Origin of the sequence: Liberiplasma polymorphum, from assembly GCF_043951795.1 — a bacterium.
GTDB classification, from domain to species: domain Bacteria; phylum Bacillota_I; class Bacilli_A; order Izemoplasmatales; family Izemoplasmataceae; genus Liberiplasma; species Liberiplasma polymorphum.
In genome coordinates, this window is record NZ_JBIOAG010000009.1 from 1 (window position 1) to 15,994 (window position 15,994).

The following is a 15,994-nucleotide window of genomic DNA, read 5'->3' on the forward strand; positions in this document are numbered from 1 at the left end:
AAAAAAATAAAAACTAAAAAAAATAAATTACCTTTTTAAAAAACAACAATCATGGCTTAAAATATGCTGTTAATAGTTCATATAATGAAGAAAAAAGCATCAAAAATAATGCTACGTAAATTCATAACTTTACTCAAATATATTGAATTTCAGTACTGTTTTTATTCTATATTTTTTAAAGTTAATTTTCCTTCTTTTAAAAAATAAAAAGGGCTTAAAATAAGCCCTTATGCAACTTCAGGTTCAATTCTTCGTTTTCTAAACGGTTTTAATTCTGTAAGTAAGATTGCTGAGATAATTAGTAGCCCTCCAAAAACGATATTTACTGTCAAAATTTCCTTAATAATTAATACCGATCCTATTGCCCCAAATAATCCTTCTAGTGATACAATTAAACTCACTCTTGTAGGATGCGAGATTTTTAACGCATAACTTTGAACTAAAAAGCCGATTGCTGTATTAAAAATACCTAAGAAGATTAGTGGCCATACATTTTGGACAGTTAATGTAGGAATTGTTTCAAAAGGAATTAAAATAAACGCAAAAATCATTGCAGTTATCATTGAAACTAGTACAAACATTGGTGGATCAAAATCATGTGTTTTTTGATAATGACTACTTGTGACTACATGAAAAGCAACCAATATAGCACAAATAAATGTAAAGATGTCTCCACGATTAATTGTGTTAAAACTCACCTGATGAAAACTAATCATATATAAGCCAAATAATGCAATGAGTACGGCTAATATGTTATGGATATCTATACGGATTCTAACAAAAATAAAATATAAGAATGGAACAAAGATAATATTCAACTGTGTTATAAATCCGTTTTTAGATGGTGTCGTAAAAATTGCGCCTAAGGTTTGAAAGTAAAATCCAAGAAATAAAAATATTCCCGCTATAAAACCATATTTAATTATAGTCTTATTAATAAATTTTAGACGTTTTCTGTAAAGTATTGAAAGCACAATACTGGCAACTAAAAATCTAGCAAGGGTAACACTATAAGGACCAAACCCTGCATTAACTGCAAGTTTAGTAATTGGGAAGCCTAATCCCCATATAACCGTTACAATAACGAGCAAAGACTCGCTTAATAAAACTTTATTTTTCATTTACTTTAAACGTTTTTTAATGGCTTTTGTTGCTTCTTCAAAGCCAGGTTTTTCAAGTAATGCAAACATGTTTTTCTTGTATGCTTCAACACCTGGTTGATCAAATGGGTTTACCTGTAATAAATACCCACTTAGTGCACAAGATAGTTCGTAAAAATATAACATATAGCCTAGATTAAATGCATCTAGTTTTTCTAGTCTAATTAGGATGTTTGGAACATCGCCATCGTTATGGGCAAGGAGTGTTCCGATTAATGCTTGTTTGTTAACATAATCAACAGATGCGCCTGCTAAAAAGTTAAGGCCATCTAAATCTTCATTAGTTTTTTCAATCTTAAAATCTTCCCTTACATTTTCGATTGAAATAACTGTTTCAAATAAATGACGTTCGCCATCTTGAATGTATTGTCCTAATGAATGAAGGTCAGTTGTGAAGTTTGCGCTTGCTGGGAAGATTCCTTTTAAGTCTTTTCCTTCACTTTCACCATAGAGTTGTTTCCACCATTCAGCAACATACATCATTGATGGTTCATAATGAACTAACATCTCAATTTTTTTACCGTTTCTATATAAAGCGTTTCTAGCAATAACATAGCGATAAGCTTCGTTATCATCATTTGATTCGCTTAAGGTTTCATACGCATTTAATGCACCATTTAAAAGTGCATCAACATCAATATAACGGCACGCAATCGGTAATAAGCCTACAGCTGTTAAAACACTATAGCGTCCACCAATGTCATCTTCAATTATAAATGTTTCGTATCCTTCTTGTTCTGCTAGATGTCTAAGCGCACCTTTTTCTTTATCTGTAGTTGCTACAATACGTTTTGAAGCTTCAGCTTTACCTACTTTTGATTCTAATAAATCTTTAAACACTCTAAAAGCAAGGGCCGGTTCTGTCGTTGTTCCTGATTTACTTATTACATTAATAGAAAAAGATTTATTTTCTAGATATTTTAATAGTTGTGCCATATAAGTACTAGAAATATGATGACCAACAAATATCACTTCGCAACCTGTTTTATCAAAATAAGGATCCAATGCTTCAATAACTGCTTTAGCCCCTAAATATGACCCACCAATACCTATGACTAAAATGATGTCACTTTGGTCTGTTAAACGCTTAGCGGTTCTTTTAATACGAGCAAGTTCTTCACTACCAACCATTTGTTTAGGCAGGTCAAGCCAACCTAAAAAATCGCTTCCTTTTCCTGTTTTGTCACCTAATTGCTTATGTGCCACTTTAACTTGTTCTAATAGCTTATTATAGTCTTTTAGATAATTTTCATGGACATAAGATAAATCTACTTTTAATGGTTTCATATACATCCTCCTTTAAACGATTAAATTGTATCATAATATGATAAAAAAGACATTAAAAACAGTGAGATTACTCACCGTTTTTTTCTTTGTATGACTTGATCCATACATTCAGTTGTTTCTTTAGGGGCGTAAACCCTTGTTTCAGTTTTATACGGTAGCGTTTTTTACGCTTGTGAAGACTTTTAAAGCTTAATGAAAGCTTATTATCTTCTTCAATACTAATAATCTTTAAATCTAAAACATCACCCACATTGACAAAGTCTTCAATGTCTCGAACATAACGATCACTAAATTCTGAAATGTGAATTAATCCTGATGTTTTATCATCAATTTTTACAAACGCACCGTATGGTTTAATCGCAGTAATTTCGCCCTTGATGATGTCGCCAACTTTCATGATTAAACACCTCGGTTCTGATTAGATTTAGTATAACAAAATCTAGTGTAAATTGAAAGAACTATTACTTATCTATTTAGTACAATAATCTATATCGTTTGAATAAGATCTGTAAAAAAATGCTATAATAACTATAAGGTTTTTAAACGATTACATGAGGTGACTTATATGCGAGAAATTTTATTTAAAGGTGAATCAATCACCTATAAAGAAATACTACAAATTGATGAAATTACTATTTATGCCAATAAAATCACTTGTATTGTTGGTGAAAGTGGTGGGGGGAAAACCACGTTACTAAAATTATTAAATAAACTTATTTCGCCTACTTCAGGGAAACTATATTATAAAGATCAAGATTTAGATTTACTTCCATCCATAGAGCACCGTAAAGAAGTGATCCTTCTTGCGCAAAAGCCTTATATTTATCCTAAAACAATTTTAGATAATTTTAATATTGCATCAAAGTATCACAATCTAACGCTTGACGAGGCTAAAATTCATGATTTATTAAAAGAAGTATCCCTTGATAAACCGCTAGATTTTGAAGTTTCCAATTTATCAGGTGGTGAAGCACAACGCTTAGCACTCGCACGTGTGATTGCATTAAACTCAGAAGTGATTTTACTTGATGAACCTTCTAGTGCATTAGATGATGAAACAGAAAAATTGGTGATTGAAAAAATTGTTCGTTATGTAAAATCTCATGAAAAAACGCTGGTGATGGTCACACACTCTAAACAAGTCGCAAACACCTATGCAGATCACATATATACTATTGATAAAGGTCAAATTAAAGGACGTGTAAATAATGGGCTCTGAAATTATTCAAATAACTTATTTACAAGTTGCATTAGGCTATATTTTTATTTTAATTGTTTTATTAATGATAAAAAAAAGAGGTATTTCACGTGAGAAAGAATTAGTTGTTGCTTCTATTAGGATGACATTTCAGTTGGTATTAGTAGGGTTTTTACTCGCTTATATAATTGAGAACCCACATCCTATAGTTACTTTTTTAATTGTGTTAATAATGATTAGTTTCTCAGTTTATACCATTATACATAAGTTTAAATCTGCTTTAACTCCTGCACTTAAAAGAATCATTGTTTTATCGATGTTTTTTGGTACTATCCCTGTAATACTATATTTTTTATGGTTAGTTATCCAAATTGAACCTTACTACAATCCGCAATACTTCATTCCTATTACAGGGATGATTGTTGGAAACTCGATGACAGGGATTTCGTTAGGGGTTCATACACTCACTAAACGTTTTACAGATAACAAAAATGAAATTGAGGAATCGCTAATATTAGGGGCGAGTCCAAAAGAAGCATCCAGTTCAATACTTAACGATTCATTTGATGCGGCCATCTTACCTACACTCAATAGTATGTTGGGTATGGGAATTATTTTCTTACCAGGGATGATGACTGGACAAATTTTATCTGGTGTTTCACCAACATTAGCTATTTTATATCAAATAGCTGTTATGCTTGGTATTTTAGGTGGAGTGAGTGTTACAACTTATATCTTCTTACACCTTGGGTATAAAACTTACTTTAATGCCCAAGCCCAGTTGAATAATTAAAACAGTCTAAGACTGTTTTTTTTATAGTAAACGAATATTTTTTTGCCTGCAATCATCGATGATTGTTTTGGGCCAAACCGAACTTTGCACTTCACCAATATGTGCTTTTTCTAAAAAGAACATACATAATCTTGATTGGCCAATTCCTCCACCTACTGTTTGTGGTAAATGTGACTGCTTAACTGCTTGGTGATAATCAAGCGCTAATCTATCTAATGCATTGGTAAAAGAGAGTTGTTTCACCAAACTTTTAGCATCCACTCTTATACCCATTGAGGAAATTTCAAAGGCACTATCTAACACTTCATTATAAAACAAAATGTCTCCATTCAACGACCAATCATCGTAATCTGGTGCCCTTAAGTCGTGCGGTTTACCTGAGGTTAGGGCGTGACCAATATGTGATATAAAAACGGCTTTATGTTTTTTAGTGATTGCTGTTTCTCTTTCTTTTGGGTTTAATGCTGGGTATAAATCTTCTAGGGATTGCGAAGTTATAAAAAATATATCTTTGGGTAATTTTTGTGATAATACAGGAAACTCATCTGCAATATATTCATCAGTAATTTTTAACACTTTGTAGATTTTATGAACGATATGCTTTAAATAACGGAAATTCCTACGTTCGTCTGGCATAACTCGTTCCCAATCCCATTGATCAACATAATAAGAATGGATTGGACTTAATGTTTCATCTTTTCTAATTGCGTTCATATCTGTATAAATACCATTTTTTTCTTTTATATCATATTGATAAATAGCCATGCGTTTCCACTTAGCTAAAGATTGTACTATTTCAACACTTTTGTTTTCAAACACAGTAAACGTAACCGGTTTTTCTATTCCGTTTAAGTTATCATTTAATCCACTCTCAGGTAAAACAAATAACGGCGCACTAACCCTAGTTAAGTTAAGTTCATATGCGAGTTGACGTTCAAAAAAATCCTTTAACTTCTTAATTGCTACTTGTGTTTCAAATAATGTTAGTTTACTTTGATACATAATCTCACCTCTTCATATATTAAAAAAAAACAGCCAAAACGTCCTGAAAGGGACGAATGGCTGTTTTTCGCGGTACCACCCTAAATTGTCTACTGACCTCTTTTAAGATAACGGTTTATCCGTCTAAATCTACTATTATTTCGAAATAGAAGCTCAAAGGTGTTCTTCGTTTTTAAATCTGAATTAGGCTCACATCGTCCCTAAATTGCTTGATCGACCATTAAAAACTACTGTCCTCATCAATGCCTTTGTTTTAATTAATCATACACATCTTCACCATCAATTACAACTTTTTTTATTGGTTGCGATACGCTTTCATAAAAAAAACAAGCCTTCGCTTGTTTTTATGCGTATCTATGTGCGATAGAACTTGCAGCTGCAGCTGCAATAGCTCCAACAATATCATCTAAGAATGTGTTGCACTTTCCTTCTTGTTTACCAATATCATCGAGTTTTTTAATGACACCAGGTTTTAATTTATCCACATAACCAAAATTAGTAAAACCAATTGAACCATAGACGTTTACAATTGCTAAGGCTAATACTTCATCAATGCCATATAAACCGTAATCATTCATGAGCATGCTACTTAAAGGTTCTGATATCAACCCTTTTTCTGCTAAAATATCTAGTTCTAATCCTGTTAAAATCGCGTTTTGCACTTCGCGCTTAAAAACTACACGTTCAACATGGTCTAAACATGTCTCCATGGTTAAACTCGGAACATAACTAATTTGTAAATCATAAGTTAATTCAGCAATTTCTTCTAAAGTAACTCCGCGTTCATTTAACATTTTTACGACGATATCATGCTTTTCCGTATCGTTCAAACGATTTTCTGCATACTTTTTCTTATCTGTCATCATTATATACCTTGTCGTTTATATTTGTTCGACACCAATAATCCCTGGTACCTCTTCTAATAAAATAGTCTCAACACCATCTTTTAAGGTTGAATCGATTGCCGCGCATCCAACGCATGCGCCAAGCATTTGAACATAAACGATCCCTTCTTCATATTTTACAAATTTAATATCTCCACCATCTCGGTTTATGTAAGGTCGGAGTTTTGCGATAATCTCTGTTACTTGGTTAATAATTTCTTGATCATTCATTTTAGATTCACCTCTTTCATGCACTCACATTATACAATACCCTACATAAAAGCGTGGAAAAAACGCTAAAGATTTTAAATAAACCCTTAAGTGAATTAAATGTTATTTTGTTTCAACTGGTAATCGTTTCAATATAAAATAAGCACAGTTTGGTGTTGCAGATTCCATTAGATAGTCTTGTATCATATGCATCGTGTCTTTTGAGAAGCCTTTTAGCCTGAGCATCTCGGCACTTACATCGCCAACAATATAGTCGTACTTATCTAAATATTCTACATAACGATCATTAAATGTTTTAACATCAAGTGCTTCTTTATAGTCTTTAATAATTTCAAAATTTCCATGTGCAGTTTCTAACATAAAATCACCTTTTCTATAATTTGTAATCGTCTGGGTCTATCGTAAAATCATCGTTTTTATCATTATTACGATATTTGCTATTTGGTTTAACTTTACCTTGTGCAACTAACACAGATTTTGATGGAATGATTAAAGCCATAACAATATAAGCAATCACTACCCCACCACCTGTGAATACTGCCAACAAGAAGGTTAAAACACGTACTAATGAAGCATCCATATCCGTATATTCTGCAAGACCAGAACACACACCAGCAATCATCATGTTTTTGTCGTCTCTATATAATACTTTGTTTTGCATCATAACACCTCGCTTTTATTTTTCTATTAATAATACTGTTTCACAAACAATGGCTTCACTTCTGCCTACAATGCCAATATTTTCACCGGTTGTGGCCTTAACACTAATTTGATTAATATCTAACTCTAATATTTTAGCCATGTTTTCGCGAATTAAGTCGATATAATTTCGCAACTTAGGCGTTTCTAAGAAAATCATGCTATCTATATTATTAATTTTATAGCCGTTTTCTTTTACTTTTTCATAAGCGAAAACTAATATTTTTTTTGAATCAATCCCTTTATATTTAGGATCATTATCAGGAAAAAACGTTCCTAAATCACCTAAAGCACATGCACCAAGTAACGCTTCCGCAATGCTATGAAGTAAGCAGTCTGCATCACTATGGCCTACACTTTCAAGTGGTGAATCAATTAATAATCCGCCTATAACTAATGATTTACCTGGTCTTAACTGGTGGATGTCTGTACTATGGCCGATTCTAATCATCATAAAATCATCTCCAATAACTCTAAATCATCTGATGTAGTAAATTTGATATTTTTTCGATCTCCAGTGACAGTATAAACACTGACATTTAACACATCTTGGATTAAGCTTGCATCACATGTATAAGTTTTAGTACTCTTTTTATACGCATCAATAATCAAATCTTTTTTAAACGCTTGTGGTGTTTGAATGGCAACTAAATTATCACGCTCAACAGAGTTTACAATAACATTTAAATGCGTTTTTTTAATCGTATCTACAACCGGTAGTGCTAGTGTAGCTGCGTCATATTTTTTCATGGCTTTTTTTAAATTAAATAACATTGTTTTTGTAAGATATGGTCTTGCGCCATCGTGAATCATAACATACGCTTCATGCGCTGCTAACAGTCCATTATACACGCTTTCTTGACGAACTGTACCACCTAGAATGAAATTATCTACCAACCCATTTAAATGCTTAATTAAGTCTTCCTTATCTTCTTTACGATAAACGACAATAATTTGACGACAGTCTGGGTCTTGCTTAAACTGCTCTACTGCATAACGAATGATCGGTTTACCGTTAATACATGCTAAAACTTTGTTTGTGGTAAGACCTGTACGTTCTCCTTTTCCTGCAGCAACAATAATCGCTGAATACATACGTCACCTCTTCAATATTCTTTGATCTGTAACAATGATATCTAACGCTTCATCGTGCGTTTCAATAGGGACAGTTTCTAGTAAAAACAGTTCAAAACAAACACCGATTTTCACACCTTTGTATCTAGATAAGCATTCATCGTAATAACCTTTCCCATAACCAATTCGGTAAAAATTATGCCCGAAAACTAATCCAGGAACAATCATGACATCAATTTCATCTAAAGATGCTTGATTATTATGTGCGGGAACAGTCGTGTTAAATGGTGCTTTTTCAAATACACCAATGTCTTTATAAAAGACAATTTGATTTCCTTTTATTTTTGGATAATAAAGTTGATAGTTTTCTTCTAAACTACGTAAATCTACTTCGTTATGCATCGGATAAAAAATCGCAACCGTTTTTGGCTTTACACTATCAAGGAACTGGGATAATTTATCGAGTAACATAAAGTTAAATAACTGATGCATTTTAGGATCGAGCAATTTACGTCGTTTTAAAAACATATCTCTATATGCTTGTTTTTCCACATTATCACCTAATTATAAAGAAGTTTTCTTGATGGTCATCACTTAATGCAATGTCAAGGGCTTTGTGTGTTCTATCAACCATTTCATCAATAGGTTCATCAAATATCGATATTTTTTGGATACCAAAATAAGGGAAAACACTTTGTTTAACATTCCCAAATACCATCTCGAAATTTAATAAATCACCGCCGTGTTTTAGGGCACGTTCTAACATATCATATTTACGATCATCTTTCATAACCATCGCAAAGCGTATGCCTGATAATCTAAATAAACTCTTTTCATCCTTTACAAAATTAAAACGGATTTTGTTTATAAATTCTCCCATAAGTAAATCACCGATATCACGACCGTATTTCTTATTAATACGTGGAATATTAGATAACTCAAAAAATACTAATCTATAAGGAACTTTTAAACGATTTAAACTTTGTAAGTACTCATAAAACTCATAATCAATTCTTAACTGATTTAATACCTCAACCTCAGAATCTGGATAAAGTTTTACATCAATAGCCTTATTCATTGATATAATCATCATACGATCTTCATACTCAATCATCATGCCGTTTTCTTTGATCCAAATATATTTCGGTCCTTTTTTAAAACGATATGTCATTTCATAATTTGATTTCTTTTTACTAAGTTTTGTCAACTTGCTTTTGTAACTTCCGATATCTTCTGGATGAATCCCTTTTTCAAATTCAATCTGTGAAAACTCGTTTTGATCAAATCCAATCAATTCTATAAAAGGATTAGTTCCAAACATCATGCCATCGTCACTACGAAACGCCATGCCATCTTTTAATAATTCTAGAGTTGCGATATAACGTTTCCTTAATGATTCATAACTTGTTAAGACTTGCTTATGTTCTTTCTTTAACGCTTCATATTTTGTGGCACTTCTTTCTTGGCCTCCAAGTTCTGAAACACTAAAGAAGAATAATGTTAACGCAAATCCTGCATAAATGGCTCCATCTAATATCGAATGATCGACTGGATATAATTCAAAGATGCCGAATGCTATTTTGGCACCAACGGCAAACACAAATAAAATGATATCTAAATCACCTTTTTTAAGTGCTAAACGTTTTACAATGACAAGTAATAACCATACACCTATTAATATTAGTATTTCTAATTCTGGCATAACATTCACCCTTACTTCCTGTTTTTAATCGTACTTCTAACATACATACTTGGATAACGATGCGTTAAGTAAAACGCAATTAATACGGTATAAAACCCAATGGTTTGGTTTACACCCTCTAAATAATAAGTTGAAGCAAATCCAACACCTAATGTTAACATCCATATGAAACTTAATCCACCCATCATCGTATTAAAAAATGGGGTCATGGCGTAATCACTACGGTAATCCTTATAAACATAGTCATAGATAATTGGTTTCTTAATAAGCCAAGTTAAAAACCAATAAAGCGTAATGAACGCTAAAAACGTTTCTATATTTAGCCATTGTGTTAAGATACCAGTCCACGAAAAGACACTCCAAACCATCCATAACAAAATTAACATTCCATCAAATAACGTGATTTCACGGACTATTTTTAGTTGTAAACCGATCTTAACTAATGATAATCCTACAGTTATTGGAATTAGTAACGTTAAAGGAACATAAAAACTCAGTATTGAAAACATGGTAAAAATGAACATTGTTAAGTAAAAAAACATCATACCATATTCTTTATGATTTTTCTCGTAAGTTTTTCCACGACGTTTTTTTCCTAATGCAAAAGCTTTAAAAACCAGGTCAATAAGGGTTTCATCCCCTAATATTTCAAGATTATTAGAATTCTTTACATCTTCTAAAGTTAAATCTTTGGCAACTAACTGATAAAATGTTTCATTTGTAGCACTTAATAATAAATCATAATCGTTATTAATGTAACGATAGATTTCTAAATATTTCCCTTTTGCTCTAATTGTGTAACTACTCTTACCTATAATAAAGGCAATATACTTTTCTTTTTCTCCTAATCCTTTAGGTGTAAATTGGTGTGCAATCATGTTAATTAGTTCATCATGACTAACTAAAGGCATATCAAGTTCTAAATTATCTAAAGCATCATCAACTAAATCGCCAACTTCCACACCCATTTGTAAAAGTCCTGTAACACCTGATTCTGGACGATAAAAACTACCTACAAAATAAGCGTTATCAAAAACGTGTAGTGGTTTGTATTGATCTAAATTGTACAAATCATTTAATGTTTTATGTGATTTAAAGAAGTCATTTTGACTACCAAAATAAGGCACTTTTTCTCCAAATCTAACTAAGGTTATCGCTTCTTTTCCTTTATCAATATATTTGCTTAATGCCTCGATAATAAGCGTTTCATCCACATCGCCTTTATCAATAAACTCTATTAACAAAGTCCCGTAATTTTTAGCGGTGCTATCTGGGGAAATATAACTATAGTTAATCATACTAAGAAGAGGAACTTCTTTAGTTAAATCAACTTCAAAGACATACTTAACATGAGATAAGCCTAATTCATTTAGCGGTTTATTTAGTCCAATCATTGCGGTGTTTTTATATATTTTATCTTTTCTACTTTTAAATACGGACGGAAGTTTTTCAATTAAAAACCCTTTGTCTTCTTTAATGTATTGATCAATAAATAACTCTGGGAGTCCGTTAATGATATAAAAATCCGCTGTGTAAAACTCATCGTTTTTGTCGATAATCTTTGTGATTTTATTATTTTCGATGATCACTTCTTTTATCGTATCATCATTAAAGATGGTTTCATGGTTATTTTTTTGGATAAAAAGTTGATTAATTTCTTCATAAGTATTTTGAATAAAGTAGGATTTTTCCATAAATATATTAAACCATCTTACAAAATAATGTACTGCATTAATCGCGTCTAAGTCCAAGCCTACAGTATGATGCATATAGGTAAACTCTTGCATTAAATTGATGTCTTTAAAATAGTCTTTTAAAACTTCTTTTAATGACTTGCCTCCCCAATTTGCAGTTAAGGCATTTAATGTGAATACTTTACCTCTTAATCGACTCATACGTTGATTTTTATAATCAATATAATAGTCTGATAGTGTGTTGAAGAATTCATGAATTGCGTCTCTGGATTTTGGATAATGACGCACTAAGAATAGTTTAAACCCGTTAAAATCGTTTGGTCTAGATATGATTCTTCCATTTTGTTTTACAAGGATAGTTTCCTTATTTTCAACAACCTTAAACTTCTCATCCATACCAAGTCTAGTCAGATAGTATGATAATAACTCGTCTTTTTCTAATCCGCCAAACTCATAATATGGGACTTCAAATTTATAGCGTTTTCGGTTTTTATCCGCATAGGTTTTTGATCGTGACATAATTTTGGTTTCATCATTCAATACAAACAAAGCGACATTTCTTAATCGCTTAGATAAATACGCAGCGGATGTCATAGCTGCAACACCACTTCCAATTACAATCACATCAAAATGCTTCATAAGTTCACCTTCTTTAGTCTATTATTATTATATCATAGATAAAGTGCTAATTTATTATAGAAAAAAAAGCCTTTCGGCTTAATTTTGTAAATATTTTTCGAAATATAAAATTAGTGATTCTTTACTAATATCTTGATCTAAGTACCCATCAATTGCGACACTGATTTGACCGGTTTGTTCACTGACAATAATCGTTAGTGAATCAGTTACTTCACTAATTCCTATTGCGGCACGATGTCTTGAACCTAAATACTTAGGAATATCCATGTTTTCACTTGGTGGAAAATAGGTTCCAGCACAAACAATTTCACTGCCTTTAATAATCACAGCCCCGTCATGTAAGGGGGTTTTAGGAATAAAAATAGTAGTGAGTAATTCTGAGCTTATTGGTGCGTGAATAGAAAAAGCAGTTTGGATGAATTCATCTAGTGACATGGCACGCTCAAATGTAATGAGTGCCCCTATTTTATTGATAGATAAATAATCTATTGCTTTTATGAGTTCGATTTTCACATCTTCTTCAATGGTATTTGATAATAATAATCCCGATTTAACCCCAATGAACTTTAAAGAAATTCTAACCTCAGTTTGCACAATAATAACAACTAAAATTAAAAGGGGTAAACTTTTAGGAATCAGGTATAGAAAATTAATTTCTTCAGTTGGTGTCTTAAATACGCCATAGATAAAAATACCAAACAAGACGACAACGAAAAATTTAAGAAAACGATAAATATTCGGTGTTGTTTTTTGTTTGACGAGGGTTGCGAATATAGCAAGTAAGTAAATGTGTATAATAATTAAGTCAAGTTCTGTCATCATGTTGCCCCCTAAAAAAATGAAAATGCGTTTTTATCTACAAGTTGGTGTTTTCATGATAAATTATAACATATATTTATTTTTTTATTGATAGGCATATAAGAAAACGCTTTATTTTTTTGTATTTAAAACTATCAAAATTATTTATTGTTTTCTACAGTGGCTAAACATCTAGATTTCATACTCACTTTTAAATGTCAAGGCTTAATTTTTATGTTGTAATAACTTATAATAATTGATACCAGTTTAAAGGGGAAGTGATTTAATTGAAACAATATCTAAAAGAAACCATCGCACAATTAAATGAAGATATCAAAAAGCATTACCCTCATCTATACCCAATCACTGAAGATATGTATCAATCATTTACTGGTGTATCTCGACTAGTTATGCTTGATCGTTACACACAAAAAGACCTTACCTTGTCTACACTTCGCGAAGGAGACTTAGTTATTACCATCGTTCGAGATGATCCTAAATTCCCAGCACGTGGTGTAGGGATTGTTAAATCGATTGATAAAGATAAAGTAACCATCAAAGTTGAAGAAGAGTATTTAGCAACAACTGAAGACGCTGATAAAGATGGCTGTATTGTTAGAACAAAGCGACAACTTGATAAACCACTTGAACTTTATTACGAGCAAATTGCTATGCGTTTAGCTTATCATTTAGGTGAAGACGAAAGTGATGACATGAAGAAAGCATTTTATCATGAAGTTGCTTCGTTAAATTTAGTTCCTGCCGGTCGTGTATTATTCGGTGCTGGTTCTAAAACTAATGTTACTTACTTTAATTGTTTTGTAATGCCATTTATTCATGACTCTCGTGGTGGAATTAGTGATCACCGTAAACAAGTTATGGAAATTATGAGCCGTGGCGGTGGCGTTGGAACCAATGGTTCTACACTGCGTCCTAAAAACAGTTTAGCTAAAGGTGTAAATGGAAAATCAAGTGGCGCTGTTAGCTGGTTACATGATTTATCTGAACTAACCCATCTCGTTGAACAAGGTGGTTCAAGACGTGGGGCACAAATGATTATGATGTCTGATTGGCATCCTGATATTGTTGAATTTATTATTTCTAAGATGCAAAACCCAAAAATTTTACAATTCTTAATTGAAACGATTAAAGAGCCTTCAATCGTAAAAGCGGCTAAAAATAAACTTAAATTTGTTCCCTTAAGCGATTCTGAAGTTGAAATAAATGAATACATTTTAGAACAATCTAAGACTAATCCTGATTTATTCTCAAAACGTATTTTAGATACGGCATTTGAACGATTAAATAAAGGTGGAAATTACGAAGTTAATAACTCAGAATTCCTAACTGGTGCAAATATATCTGTTGCTATCACTAAAGAATTCATGGAGGCTATCGAAAACGATGTCCTCTACGACTTAAGGTTCCCAGACATTGATAACTACAACGAAGAACAAAAGCGTGCTTACGATGAACTGTGGATGCATGTAGGAGACGTTAGAGAATGGGAACGTTTAGGTTATCCTGTTAAAACGTATCACTCAATTCGCGCAAAAGAGTTATGGAACTTAATCAATATTTGTGCGACTTACTCTGCAGAACCTGGAATCTTCTTTATCGACAACGCAAACGAAATGACTAATGCTATTGGATATGACCAAAAAGTTGTTTGTACGAATCCGTGTGGAGAACAACCATTAGCACCTTATTCTGTTTGTAATTTAGCTGCTATCAACTTAGCAAACATGGTTGTCCATGAAACTAAAGATGTTGATTGGGAAAAACTAGCACAAACCATTAAAACCGCTGTTAGACTACAAGATAATGTTATTGATAAAACCCATTACTTTTTAGAAGATAATAAAACCCAAGCACTAGGTGAGCGTCGAATTGGCTTAGGTGTTATGGGATTACATGATTTACTCATATGGTGTAATCGAAGATACGGAGCCCCTGATGGTAATAAACTTGTAGAAAAACTCTTCAAGTTCATTGCTACAAAAGCTTATGAAACTAGTATTGAAATTGCCAAAGAAAAAGGATCTTTCCCTTTCTTAGAAAATGAAAAAAATCGAAACAAGATTCTAAACAGTGGATTCATGAAAAAAATGCCAGAACATATCCGTGAAGGTGTTAAAAAATATGGTATTAGAAATTCTCACTTACTCACTATTGCCCCAACAGGATCAACAGGAACTATGGTCGGTGTGTCTACAGGATTAGAACCTTATTTCGCATTCAGTTATTTTAGAAGTGGTCGTTTAGGTAAATTCATTGAAGTTAACGCACCAATTGTTGATAAATATCTAGAAAAATACCCTGGGTTCACTAAAGAAACTCTTCCTGATATATTTGTAAGTGCTATGGATTTATCACCTGAGGCTCATGTTGATGTCCAATGTACCATTCAACACTGGGTAGACTCTTCTATTTCTAAAACAGTTAATGCACCAAAAGGTTATACAGTTGAAGAAGTTGAAGGCGTATACCAACGCTTATATCGTGGTGGCGCTAAAGGTGGAACTGTTTATGTAGATGGTTCGCGTGATTCTCAAGTTCTAAGTTTAACTAAAGATGATACTGAAAAACCATCTAAACCACAACAAGTTGGTTTATCTGATTTAGGTATTGAACTAGAAGATGAGAAAAAAGAACCTAAAGTTTCTAAAACACAAGGATTACGTAGCGATAGACAAGATCGAAACATCGGTGTTGAAGCTGGAAATATTTGTCCGATTTGTTTAGAAGGTACGGTTGAGAATCTAGGCGGTTGTCATACTTGTACTAACTGTAACGCTCAACTAAAATGTGGATTATAAAGCGCAGAACTTGC

At 32.4% G+C, this 15,994-nt stretch carries 17 protein-coding genes and 1 other annotated feature; of the genes, 3 read left to right on the forward strand and 14 right to left on the reverse strand.

What is annotated here, in order from left to right; translation table 11 throughout:
* Positions 1 to 227: 227 nt before the first annotated feature.
* The 3 genes from ACHAJD_RS03125 to ACHAJD_RS03135 all read right to left on the reverse strand — a co-directional run bounded on the left by ACHAJD_RS03125 (position 228) and on the right by ACHAJD_RS03135 (position 2,844).
* Positions 228 to 1,121, reverse strand: coding sequence for a DMT family transporter (locus ACHAJD_RS03125; RefSeq protein ID WP_435584405.1), 894 nt, complete (start codon positions 1,119 to 1,121; stop codon positions 228 to 230).
* Positions 1,122 to 2,447 carry a glucose-6-phosphate isomerase gene (locus ACHAJD_RS03130; protein ID WP_435584406.1) on the reverse strand — a complete coding sequence of 442 codons (1,326 nt, stop codon included), beginning with the start codon at positions 2,445 to 2,447 and terminating at the stop codon, positions 1,122 to 1,124.
* 67 nt (positions 2,448 to 2,514) lie between these two features.
* Positions 2,515 to 2,844 (reverse strand): S1 RNA-binding domain-containing protein, encoded by a 330-nt coding sequence (locus tag ACHAJD_RS03135; RefSeq protein ID WP_435584407.1) that lies wholly within the window; start codon positions 2,842 to 2,844, stop codon positions 2,515 to 2,517.
* A gap of 168 nt (positions 2,845 to 3,012) precedes the next feature.
* Between ACHAJD_RS03135 and ACHAJD_RS03140 the strand changes: the two genes are divergently transcribed.
* Together ACHAJD_RS03140 and ACHAJD_RS03145 are read left to right on the forward strand one after the other, a co-directional pair.
* Positions 3,013 to 3,666, forward strand: a complete 654-nt coding sequence (locus ACHAJD_RS03140; protein WP_435584408.1) for an ABC transporter ATP-binding protein — start codon at positions 3,013 to 3,015, stop codon at positions 3,664 to 3,666.
* On the forward strand, positions 3,656 to 4,438 hold the full coding sequence (locus tag ACHAJD_RS03145; protein WP_435584409.1) for an ABC transporter permease: 783 nt from the start codon (positions 3,656 to 3,658) through the stop codon (positions 4,436 to 4,438). Before ACHAJD_RS03140 ends, ACHAJD_RS03145 begins: the two co-directional genes overlap by 11 nt.
* 21 nt (positions 4,439 to 4,459) lie before the next feature.
* On the opposite strand, the gene asnA is transcribed toward ACHAJD_RS03145, so the two are convergent.
* The 11 genes from asnA to ACHAJD_RS03200 form a co-directional block, all read right to left on the reverse strand.
* Entirely contained in the window at positions 4,460 to 5,443 is a 984-nt protein-coding gene (gene asnA, locus ACHAJD_RS03150; protein ID WP_435584460.1) for an aspartate--ammonia ligase, read from the reverse strand.
* Positions 5,444 to 5,485: 42 nt separating this feature from the next.
* Positions 5,486 to 5,692: a binding site (T-box leader), on the reverse strand.
* A gap of 92 nt (positions 5,693 to 5,784) precedes the next feature.
* Complete coding sequence (locus ACHAJD_RS03155) at positions 5,785 to 6,303, reverse strand: phosphatidylglycerophosphatase A family protein (RefSeq protein ID WP_435584410.1); 519 nt, start codon at positions 6,301 to 6,303, stop codon at positions 5,785 to 5,787.
* 18 nt (positions 6,304 to 6,321) lie between these two features.
* Positions 6,322 to 6,555 (reverse strand): NifU family protein, encoded by a 234-nt coding sequence (locus ACHAJD_RS03160; protein ID WP_435584411.1) that lies wholly within the window; start codon positions 6,553 to 6,555, stop codon positions 6,322 to 6,324.
* A 102-nt stretch (positions 6,556 to 6,657) separates the two neighbouring features.
* Positions 6,658 to 6,915 carry a YutD-like domain-containing protein gene (locus tag ACHAJD_RS03165; RefSeq protein WP_435584412.1) on the reverse strand — a complete coding sequence of 86 codons (258 nt, stop codon included), beginning with the start codon at positions 6,913 to 6,915 and terminating at the stop codon, positions 6,658 to 6,660.
* Positions 6,916 to 6,928: 13 nt separating this feature from the next.
* Positions 6,929 to 7,216: a PspC domain-containing protein gene (locus ACHAJD_RS03170; RefSeq protein WP_435584413.1), complete on the reverse strand. Its 288-nt coding sequence runs from the start codon at positions 7,214 to 7,216 to the stop codon at positions 6,929 to 6,931.
* Positions 7,217 to 7,231: 15 nt separating this feature from the next.
* Positions 7,232 to 7,708 (reverse strand): 2-C-methyl-D-erythritol 2,4-cyclodiphosphate synthase, encoded by a 477-nt coding sequence (gene ispF / locus ACHAJD_RS03175; protein ID WP_435584414.1) that lies wholly within the window; start codon positions 7,706 to 7,708, stop codon positions 7,232 to 7,234.
* Entirely contained in the window at positions 7,705 to 8,349 is a 645-nt protein-coding gene (gene ispD / locus ACHAJD_RS03180; protein WP_435584415.1) for a 2-C-methyl-D-erythritol 4-phosphate cytidylyltransferase, read from the reverse strand. The genes ispF and ispD overlap by 4 nt, the downstream gene beginning before the upstream one ends.
* A 3-nt stretch (positions 8,350 to 8,352) precedes the next feature.
* The gene (locus ACHAJD_RS03185) at positions 8,353 to 8,880 is read right to left on the reverse strand and encodes a 5-formyltetrahydrofolate cyclo-ligase (RefSeq protein ID WP_435584416.1); all 528 of its coding nucleotides are present in this window, start codon (positions 8,878 to 8,880) and stop codon (positions 8,353 to 8,355) included.
* A gap of 4 nt (positions 8,881 to 8,884) precedes the next feature.
* Positions 8,885 to 10,030, reverse strand: a complete 1,146-nt coding sequence (locus tag ACHAJD_RS03190) for a diguanylate cyclase domain-containing protein (protein ID WP_435584417.1) — start codon at positions 10,028 to 10,030, stop codon at positions 8,885 to 8,887.
* A gap of 11 nt (positions 10,031 to 10,041) precedes the next feature.
* A complete protein-coding gene (locus ACHAJD_RS03195; protein WP_435584418.1) occupies positions 10,042 to 12,363 on the reverse strand; it encodes a phytoene desaturase family protein in 2,322 nt (773 codons plus the stop codon).
* Positions 12,364 to 12,441: 78 nt separating this feature from the next.
* A complete protein-coding gene (locus tag ACHAJD_RS03200) occupies positions 12,442 to 13,182 on the reverse strand; it encodes a diadenylate cyclase (protein ID WP_435584419.1) in 741 nt (246 codons plus the stop codon).
* Between the two features lie 266 nt (positions 13,183 to 13,448).
* On the opposite strand from ACHAJD_RS03200, the gene ACHAJD_RS03205 reads away from it, so the two are divergent.
* On the forward strand, positions 13,449 to 15,980 hold the full coding sequence (locus tag ACHAJD_RS03205) for a vitamin B12-dependent ribonucleotide reductase (protein ID WP_435584420.1): 2,532 nt from the start codon (positions 13,449 to 13,451) through the stop codon (positions 15,978 to 15,980).
* Positions 15,981 to 15,994 lie beyond the last annotated feature (14 nt).

Excerpts from the sequence above, each read along its gene's own strand:
- ACHAJD_RS03195 (WP_435584418.1), bottom strand. The coding sequence starts at position 12,363 with ATGAAGCATTTTGATGTGATTGTAATTGGAAGTGGTGTTGCAGCTATG.
- ACHAJD_RS03135 (WP_435584407.1), bottom strand. The coding sequence starts at position 2,844 with ATGAAAGTTGGCGACATCATCAAGGGCGAAATTACTGCGATTAAACCA.
- ACHAJD_RS03200 (WP_435584419.1), bottom strand. The coding sequence starts at position 13,182 with ATGACAGAACTTGACTTAATTATTATACACATTTACTTACTTGCTATA.
- ispD (WP_435584415.1), bottom strand. The coding sequence starts at position 8,349 with ATGTATTCAGCGATTATTGTTGCTGCAGGAAAAGGAGAACGTACAGGT.
- ACHAJD_RS03145 (WP_435584409.1), top strand. The coding sequence starts at position 3,656 with ATGGGCTCTGAAATTATTCAAATAACTTATTTACAAGTTGCATTAGGC.
- ispF (WP_435584414.1), bottom strand. The coding sequence starts at position 7,708 with ATGATGATTAGAATCGGCCATAGTACAGACATCCACCAGTTAAGACCA.
- ACHAJD_RS03140 (WP_435584408.1), top strand. The coding sequence starts at position 3,013 with ATGCGAGAAATTTTATTTAAAGGTGAATCAATCACCTATAAAGAAATA.
- ACHAJD_RS03130 (WP_435584406.1), bottom strand. The coding sequence starts at position 2,447 with ATGAAACCATTAAAAGTAGATTTATCTTATGTCCATGAAAATTATCTA.
- ACHAJD_RS03190 (WP_435584417.1), bottom strand. The coding sequence starts at position 10,030 with ATGCCAGAATTAGAAATACTAATATTAATAGGTGTATGGTTATTACTT.
- ACHAJD_RS03155 (WP_435584410.1), bottom strand. The coding sequence starts at position 6,303 with ATGACAGATAAGAAAAAGTATGCAGAAAATCGTTTGAACGATACGGAA.
- ACHAJD_RS03170 (WP_435584413.1), bottom strand. The coding sequence starts at position 7,216 with ATGCAAAACAAAGTATTATATAGAGACGACAAAAACATGATGATTGCT.
- ACHAJD_RS03165 (WP_435584412.1), bottom strand. The coding sequence starts at position 6,915 with ATGTTAGAAACTGCACATGGAAATTTTGAAATTATTAAAGACTATAAA.
- ACHAJD_RS03125 (WP_435584405.1), bottom strand. The coding sequence starts at position 1,121 with ATGAAAAATAAAGTTTTATTAAGCGAGTCTTTGCTCGTTATTGTAACG.
- ACHAJD_RS03160 (WP_435584411.1), bottom strand. The coding sequence starts at position 6,555 with ATGAATGATCAAGAAATTATTAACCAAGTAACAGAGATTATCGCAAAA.